Origin of the sequence: Herbaspirillum sp. B65, assembly GCF_000333555.1 — a bacterium.
GTDB lineage: Bacteria > Pseudomonadota > Gammaproteobacteria > Burkholderiales > Burkholderiaceae_D > Herbaspirillum > Herbaspirillum rubrisubalbicans.
On the sequence record NZ_BADI01000810.1, the window covers coordinates 1 to 1,674 of the forward strand.

General features: G+C 63.6%; 2 protein-coding genes and 1 pseudogene. All 3 read left to right on the forward strand.

The features are described 5' to 3' along the window. Nucleotides 1-212 (forward strand): annotated as a pseudogene (locus tag I5W_RS19350) (phosphate acyltransferase PlsX); the annotation flags it as partial. 17 nt (nucleotides 213-229) lie between these two features. After that, on the forward strand, nucleotides 230-1,216 hold the full coding sequence (locus tag I5W_RS19355; RefSeq protein ID WP_044530446.1) for a beta-ketoacyl-ACP synthase III: 987 nt from the start codon (nucleotides 230-232) through the stop codon (nucleotides 1,214-1,216). An 87-nt stretch (nucleotides 1,217-1,303) separates the two neighbouring features. Continuing rightward, the coding region (locus tag I5W_RS19360) for an ACP S-malonyltransferase (protein ID WP_044530447.1) at nucleotides 1,304-1,674 on the forward strand (371 nt) is incomplete at its 3' end.

The window sequence follows — 1,674 nt, forward strand, 5'->3', positions numbered from 1 at the left end:
TGAAAGGCTTGGTCTTCAAGAGTCACGGCGGCGCTGATGTGTATGCGTTTGAATGGGCCATTCGCCGCGCCTATGACGCGGCCAAGTATGATGTGCTGGCCCGTATTGCCGCCAGCATGGCGGAGCTGATGCCCCAGGGACAGGGGCGCACGGCCGAGGCCGAAGCGGGGGCTTTCGAGCCGGCCCCGGTCTCGCTGGATCAACCGAACTAACAGAGCAAGAAGACGGCATGACCACTTACAGCAAAATCGTCGGTACCGGCAGTTACCTGCCTACCAAGCGCGTGACCAATCACGAACTGGCCGCGCAACTGGCCGAGCAGGGCATCGAGACCTCGGATGAATGGATCGTCACCCGCAGCGGCATCTCCGCGCGTCACTACGCCGAGCCGACCCAGCTCTCCAGCGACCTGGCCCTGCAAGCAGCCCAGCGCGCGCTGGAAGCGGCCGGAATGCAGGCCAATGAGATCGACCTCATCATCATGGCCACCTCCACCCCGGATCACCTCGGTGGTTTCCCTAGTACTGCCTGTGTGGTCCAGCGCAAGCTGGGCATCACCAACGGCGCCCCGGCCATGGATGTGCAGGCGGTCTGCAGCGGCTTTGTCTATGCCATGTCGGTGGCCGACAGCTTCATCAAATCCGGTGCGCACAAGAACGTGCTGGTAATCGGTGCCGAAGTGTTCTCGCGCATCCTCGATTTCAAGGATCGCACCACCTGTGTGCTCTTCGGCGACGGCGCCGGCGCCATCGTCATGAGCGCCGCGCAGGAGCCGGGCGTGCTGGCCAGCAAGCTGCACGCCGATGGCAGCCATGGTCACATCCTGTGCGTGCCGGGCAGCGTCAACAATGGTGCCGTCGCTGGCAGCGCCTACCTGTACATGGATGGTCCAGCAGTGTTCAAGCTGGCCGTTTCCTTGCTGGACAAGGTGGCGCGCGAAGCGCTGGAAGCCGCTCAGATGCAATCCACTGACGTCGACTGGCTGGTGCCACACCAGGCCAATATCCGCATCATGCAGGGCACGGCCAAGAAGATGGGCCTGCCGCCCGAAAAGATGGTGGTTACCGTGGCCGAACACGGCAATACCTCGGCGGCTTCCATTCCGCTGGCGCTGGACCAGGCGGTGCGCGATGGCCGCATCCAGCCCGGTCAGACTGTCCTGATGGAAGGCGTGGGCGGTGGCTTCACCTGGGGCGCCGTGCTGGTGCGCATGTAAGATCGGTGCGGTCTGCCGCGGCGATCCCGCGCTTCACATCGAACGCTGATCTCCTGCATTTTTATACAACTTCATACACATCCAAGCATGACAACATTTGCTTTCGTTTTCCCCGGCCAGGGTTCTCAGGCGATCGGGATGCTCAATGGTTTCGCCGACAATGAAGTCGTGCGTCAGACCGTCGCCGAAGCCTCCGATGCCTTGCAGTTCGACCTCGGCAAGCTCATCGCCGAAGGCCCCAAGGAAGACCTGGACCTGACCACCAACACCCAGCCGGTCATGCTGACGGCCGCCGTGGCCTTCTATCGCGCCTGGCTGGCTGCCGGTGGCAAGGCGCCGGCGCTGGTCGCCGGCCACAGCCTGGGCGAATACTCGGCGCTGGTCGCCGCTGGCGTGATCGCCTTCAAGGATGCGGTGCCGCTGGTGCGCTTCCGCGCGCAAGCCATGCGGAAGCCGGC

Bases quoted from the DNA above. Each gene is read 5' to 3' on its own strand.
- I5W_RS19355 (WP_044530446.1), top strand. From the start codon at position 230: ATGACCACTTACAGCAAAATCGTCGGTACCGGCAGTTACCTGCCTACC.